We start from the raw sequence: 6,152 nt of genomic DNA, 5'->3' as shown, positions 1-6,152 counted from the left end.
CGCGCGACGCGCGGCCCGATGGGCGTAATCCGCCTCCTCAATTTCCACAAACGGTAAGACCCATGTGGCAGTCCCCGAGTGGCGCCCCCCACCCCTCCCTCCCCCGCGAAGAGCGGGAGAGGGAGTGAGAGGACAACGCTCGTGGCCTGAACCGATTGGTTTCACGGAGTCGCTATCAGGTTCGCGCCCGCCAGCTTCATCCGGCCGCGATGGTCTGTGCGGTGCCGTGACCTTGGCTCTTGAACTCAAAACCCTCATAGCCGTTCTCGGCGATTTCGGCGCACTTCCGGCGATAGCCGCCGACGCCTTCCGGGCCGAGGTAGGGCAGGAAGCGGCGCGCCTTGCCGGCGATGTTGGCGCCCATGTACCAGGAATTGGCGCCGGTCATCAGGGTCGCGTTGACGACCTCGGCGACATGGGCGCCCCACGCGTCCTGGGCCTGCGGGCTCGCCTCGATCATGGCCAGCTTGTTTCGTCGCATATGGGCGATGCATTCGGTGATCCACTCGACGTGCTGCTCGATCGACACCGGCATGTTCGACAGCACCGAGGGGCTCTGCGGGCCGGTGATCGTGAACAGGTTCGGGTAGCCCGCGATGGCAAGGCCAAGATAGGTCTCTGGGCCGTCCTCCCACTCCTGCGCCAGCACCCTGCCGCCGCGCCCGGTGATGCCGAGTTTCTTCAGCGTGCCGGTCACCGCGTCGAAGCCGGTGGCGACGACGATAATGTCGAGCGGGTACTCCTTGCCGCCGGCGCGGATGCCGTTCGGCGTGACCTCCTCGATCGGGCCGTCGGTGCTCGCATCCACCAGCACCACGTTCCTCTTGTTGAAGGTCTCGAAATAGTTGGTGTCCAGCGGCTGGCGCTTGGTGCCGTAGGGATAGGTCTTGGGGGTCAGCCGCTCGGCGGTCGCCGGGTCGTTGACGATCGAGCGGATCCTGCGCTTGAGGTAGTCGGCAATGACGTCATTGGCCTCCTTGGAGAAGAACATGTCCTGGTAGTTGGCGAGCCAGAAGGCGAAGCCGCCGGCGTCCCACATCCTGTCGAATGCCTGCTCGCGTTCCTCGGGCGTCGTTTCGAGCACCGACTTCGGTATGAAATTCAGCTCGAAGCCGAAAAACGAGTCCTTGATACGCGCGCGGATGCCGTCGTAATCGGCCTTGCGCGCCCTGCTGATTTCGGGATCGACTTTGCCGTTGCGCGCCGGCACGCAGAAGGTCGGCGTGCGCTGGAACACCGTCAGGTGCTTGGCCTGCTGGGCGATCTCCGGGATCGCCTGCACCGCGGTCGCGCCCGAGCCGATGACGCCGACACGCTTGGCGGTGAAGTCGACGCCGTCATGCGGCCACCGGCTGGTGTGGTAGCACTTGCCTTCGAAAGCGCTCAGCCCCTTGTACGGGGGCATGTTGGCGGTCGAGAGCGCGCCGACCGCGGTGATGACAAAGCGCGCCGTGACGACGTCGCCCTTGTCGGTGCGCACGGTCCAGAGCTCGGTGTTGTCGTCGAAGGTGACCTCGACGACGCGCTTGCCGAACTGGATGTCGGGCTTGAGGTCGAAGCGCTCGGCGCAGTGCTCGAGGTAGCGCAGGATCTCGTCCTGTTCCGGATAGCGCTCGGACCACACCCATTCCTGCAGCAGGTTCTTGTCGAACGTGTAACAGTAGATGTAGCTGTCGGAGTCGCAGCGCGCGCCGGGATAGCGATTCCAGTACCAGGTGCCGCCGACGCCGTCGCCGGCCTCGAACACGGTAACGTTGAGGTCGAGCTTGTCGCGCAGCGAATGCAGCATGTACATGCCGGAGAAGCCGGCGCCGATGATGACCGCATCGAAGTTGGTTTTCGCGCTGGTCCGCTGCTTGTCATTTTGCACATTCGTCATGACACATCTCCCATTGTGAGGACTGTTCCGTGCATCTTCGGTTCAATTGTATTGTCGATATGGCACTGGTCAGTCCGCGCCGACCGCGGACCGACATCGCACCGCCTGGCGCTCACGACACCCCCTTGATCCCTTGGCTTCCGAAAGCCGGGGAGGCGTCGTGGCGCAGCGGGCCGGACGGCCGGCATCACGCTGCCGCGCGCGCCTCACCCGACGCATAGGCGGCGGTCTCGAAGTCCATGTAGCCGACAAACGAAGTCGGGTCGCCGAACGGCAGGATCTGCGTCGCCCAATAGCCGCCGAACCCGTTCTTGCGGTCGATCCAATAGAACGTGTTGGCGAGCCCGGCCCAGCCGATCGCCCCGGCCGGCCTTCCGGTCGGTGCCTCCTCGTCATTGACCATGAAAGTGTGGGACCAGGATTTCTTCAGGCCGGGGAAGAACTCGGCATCGTTGGACAGGGTAGGAATGATGCCGGGCAGCATCACGACCTTCTGGTGCGCCTGCAGTCCGTTCCGGACCGCGGTCTCGACCGTCTCTTTCTTGAGCACGCGGCCGCGCGGCCCGGCGCCGTCGTTCAGCCACATGCGGATGAATTTCATGTATTCACCGATCGAGGCGTAGAGTCCGTGGCCGCCCATGTGAACTTCCGGCTCAGGCGGCAATCGCAGATCGGGCAGCGGGGTCAGCGCCCCGCCGGCTTCGCGCTGGTGGATCACGGCGAGGCGGGCGCGCATCGAAGGCGTCGGCGAAAAGCTGATGTCCTCCATGCCGAGCGGCGCAAAGATCCGCTCCGTCATCACTTCGCCAAGCCGCTTGCCGCGGATGCTCTCGACGATCTGGCCGCACCAGTCGAGGTTGCTGCCATATTCCCATTTGTCGCCGGGATCGAACAGCAGCGGCGTCATCAGGGATGCCTTCGAGCAGGTGATCACGCTGGGCTGGCCGTGCTCCTGCGCCAGCCGCAGATAATCGGCGTTGAAGAAATCGTAGCCGAGGCCGGCGGTGTGCAGCATCAGCATGCGGGTGGTGATGTCGCGCTTCGGCGCCCGCAGCTTGGGCTTGCCGCCGGCGTCGAAGCCGTCGAGCACCCTGAGCTCGCCGATGTCGGGGACGTAGCTTTTGGCCGGGGCGTCGAGGTCGAGCTTGCCTTCCTCGACGCATTGCAGGACCGCCGTGCCGGTGATCGCCTTGGTGGTCGAGAAGATGGCGAAGACGGTGTCGGTCGCCATGGCCTGCCCGGAGCCAAGGCTGCGCTCGCCGGCGGCGCCCTCGTAGATGTTGGCCGAGCGGCTGGTGATCATCGCCACCACGCCGGGCACACGATCCTTGCCGGTCACGACCTTCTGCAGAATCCCGTCACATGCGCTTTTCAAGTTGTTACCCATCTTTAGTTCCTCCCGTTGAAGTTGGCCGAGTTTGCGTTTGATTTCTGATTATTCTCGACAGGCCGGCTGTGGTCCTCCGTTGTCACCTATTTGAAATCGGGCCGCATTCCGATTGTTCTGACGGTTGCGCGAACGCAAGCCCCACCGCGGCCGAAGCAGCAATAGTCAATGGCGTTCTCATCATGATTGAGCTCCTGGTCCGTGTTGAAATTTCGACCGAAGCGTCGCCGAGATTAGACCGGTTTCTTTCGGCCGGCTATGCATTTCCCACCTGCAATCGGAGGCGCTGAGAATCCGCTCTTGCTGACAACTGTCAGCGATACTGACAGTTCATCCCTGCAGACGCAGTGCGCCTAGCCTTGCCCCGGGCGTGAAAGTCTTGCATCGTCCCTGCGCATAACACGCAATAATTCAGGGGGAAACTTTGCGAGGAACCGTTGCGCCTGATTGATCATCTCTGCGTGCCCTATCGCCTGGAAGCGGAAACGGTGGAACTGGCCGACGGCGCCTGGGTCAGGCGCGTCTCCTATCCGGAACTGCCCGGCTGCACGGCGGAGTCCGACGTGGTCGAGGATGCGCTTTGTCAACTGGAGCGGAAGCGGATCGAGATCATCATCCATATGGTCGGCGAAGGCCGCGCACCGCCCGTGCCGCGCCCGCCGCTGCGGGATTGCGATCCGGCATGGGTCGCGAAAAAGGTCGGAGTGACGCCTGAGCTTGTGGCCCTGTTTGATCGCGAGGTGGCCACGATCGTCCCCAGGCAGCGCGGGATTTACTGAGCCGTTCTCATGAAAGCCGAAAGGGAAGCAACATGCTTTCGCAGCAAGACAATGAAACCCTGGTCCGGGTCGGTGCCGGCACCGCGATGGGATCGCTGTTCAGGTTGTTCTGGATTCCCTTTTTCTTCTCGAAGGATCTGGTCGCGGACGGGCAACCCAGGCGCGTGATGCTGCTGGGCGAAGATCTGGTGGCGTTCCGCGACAGCAAGGGACGCGTCGGCCTGCTCGCCAATGCCTGCGCCCACCGCGGCGCGCCGATGATGTTCGGCCGCAACGAGGATTGCGGGCTGCGCTGTGTCTATCACGGCTGGAAATATGACGTGACCGGCGCCGTGATCGACACGCCGGCGGAGCCGGTCAGGAGCCGGCTCAAGGATAAGGTCAGAATCATGGCCTATCCCTGCAGGGAGCGCGGCGGAATGGTCTGGGCCTATATGGGCCCGGAAACCACCGATGTGCCGCCTTTGCCAAACCTGGAATGGAACATGGTCCCGCAAGAGAATGTGCAGGTGTCGATCCGGGTGCAGGAATGCAACTGGCTGCAGGCGCTGGAGGGCGAGATCGATTCCGCGCACGCCCCCATTCTCCATGGCCGGATCGACTCCAAAGGTACAATCAGCGATTGGCTTGCCAAACGCGATCTGCGTCCGACGTTCGAGTGCATCCGGCAAGACTTCGGCATCAGCATTGCCGCGAAGCGGCATCTCGATGGCGAGAGGCTTTATTGGCGCGTCAACCAGTTCGTGACGCCGTTCTATTCCCTGGTACCGCCGCAATCGAAATTTCCCGACCTCAGCGGCCATGCCTGGGTGCCGATCGACGACAACCATACACTCTGCATCTTCTTCTCCTATCATCCCTCCGAGCCGCTGCCGGCGCGCACCCGGCAATTGTTCGAGGAGGGCCATCAGGGACGCGAGAGCGGTCATCCGAGCCGGCATGCTTTCGTCAAGCGCCCGGCCACCGTGCCGTTCTGCGACTACTGGACCCGCTTCACGCGCGAGAACGCATTCGAGTTCGACTATGAAAGCCAGGTCAACACCTGGTTCTCGGGGCTGCCCGGGCTGTGGATCCAGGACGGCGCCTGCCAGAGCGGAATCCAGCCGATCTTCGATCGGACCAGGGAACATCTGGGGTCCAGCGATACCGGCATCGCGATGACGCGGCGGCTGCTGCTGGAAGCCGTAAGCGCCTATCGCGACCGCGGTATCAAGCCCGCCGGTGTCACCAATCCCGACACTTTCATGGTGCGCGCCGTTTCGCTCACGCTGCCCGAAAGCACGTCATGGGTCGACTTCGGCCGTCCGCACATGGCCGCCAAGCTCGGTGCGGATTTCGGTTATGCGCTGTAGCGCAATTGCGCACCAAGGAGAACATGCCGTGACTGACCATGCGGCCTCCGGTGGCTTCGAGGTGCGCCTCTTTCGCAGCGGGCGCATCATTGCCGTGCCGCCGGGCGAGAGCATTCTCGACGTCCTGCTCGATGCCGGCGTCAATGTTTCCTTCTCCTGTACAGAAGGACACTGCGGCACCTGCGAATCCCGGGTGGTCGACGGCATTCCCGACCATCGTGATTCCTTCCTTGCCGAGGACGAAAAGGCCGAGAACAGCAAGATCATGATCTGCTGCTCGCGGTCGAAATCAAAGCTGCTGGTGCTTGATCTCTAGCCCATCTCTAGCCCAGCGGTTTTATCCAGGGGGGACTCAGGATGAGGTCATAGACTCCCCTCCCCCCACGCGCCTAGGGGATTCACACATCTCGAAAAGAGATTCTTTTTCAATTGGTTAGCGAGCTGCCCGGCCTGGGCCAGCAAGTATTGCCATAGTTGATGCAAGTGACTCTGATGACTCACATTTTTCGTCGATCTGACCGAGAAGATCGAATCAGATGTGTGCATGCCGTAGCCCCCCCGCGCTTGCGCGTGGTGGGGAGGGGTCGGGGGTGGGGGGTGGCGCGGCGTTCACCGGAGCAGCGGGTCCGCCGATGGACCCCCCACCCCCGACCCCTCCCCACCGCTTCGCGGGGGGAGGGGAGAAGATAACGGTGCCGGGGCTGCGCGCTGCCTGGGTGCAGGGCAATCGCATTTCAATTCATGGTCATTAACTT

At 63.0% G+C, this 6,152-nt stretch carries 5 protein-coding genes; 3 read left to right on the top strand and 2 right to left on the bottom strand.

Annotated features, from left to right (window positions below):
- Window positions 1-196: 196 nt before the first annotated feature.
- Together ABSG20_RS27080 and acmB are read right to left on the bottom strand one after the other, a co-directional pair.
- Window positions 197-1,879, bottom strand: coding sequence for a flavin-containing monooxygenase (locus tag ABSG20_RS27080; RefSeq protein ID WP_423867552.1), 1,683 nt, complete (start codon window positions 1,877-1,879; stop codon window positions 197-199).
- A gap of 187 nt (window positions 1,880-2,066) precedes the next feature.
- The gene (acmB, locus tag ABSG20_RS27075) at window positions 2,067-3,266 is read right to left on the bottom strand and encodes a methyl acetate hydrolase AcmB (RefSeq protein ID WP_423867551.1); all 1,200 of its coding nucleotides are present in this window, start codon (window positions 3,264-3,266) and stop codon (window positions 2,067-2,069) included.
- 437 nt (window positions 3,267-3,703) lie between these two features.
- On the opposite strand from acmB, the gene ABSG20_RS27070 reads away from it, so the two are divergent.
- From ABSG20_RS27070 to ABSG20_RS27060, 3 genes are read left to right on the top strand one after another with little or no spacing between them, the layout of a single operon-like run.
- Window positions 3,704-4,045: a hypothetical protein gene (locus ABSG20_RS27070; RefSeq protein ID WP_423867550.1), complete on the top strand. Its 342-nt coding sequence runs from the start codon at window positions 3,704-3,706 to the stop codon at window positions 4,043-4,045.
- Window positions 4,046-4,077: 32 nt separating this feature from the next.
- Window positions 4,078-5,397, top strand: a complete 1,320-nt coding sequence (locus ABSG20_RS27065) for a Rieske 2Fe-2S domain-containing protein (protein ID WP_423867549.1) — start codon at window positions 4,078-4,080, stop codon at window positions 5,395-5,397.
- 28 nt (window positions 5,398-5,425) lie between these two features.
- Window positions 5,426-5,713 carry a 2Fe-2S iron-sulfur cluster-binding protein gene (locus tag ABSG20_RS27060; RefSeq protein ID WP_423867548.1) on the top strand — a complete coding sequence of 96 codons (288 nt, stop codon included), beginning with the start codon at window positions 5,426-5,428 and terminating at the stop codon, window positions 5,711-5,713.
- The last annotated feature ends 439 nt before the right edge of the window (window positions 5,714-6,152 follow it).

Origin of the sequence: Bradyrhizobium sp., from assembly GCF_049512235.1 — a bacterium.
Classification (GTDB): Bacteria; Pseudomonadota; Alphaproteobacteria; order Rhizobiales; family Xanthobacteraceae; genus Bradyrhizobium.
The sequence above is the reverse complement of the archived record's forward strand: the minus strand, read 5'-3'. Positions and strand labels throughout refer to the sequence as shown.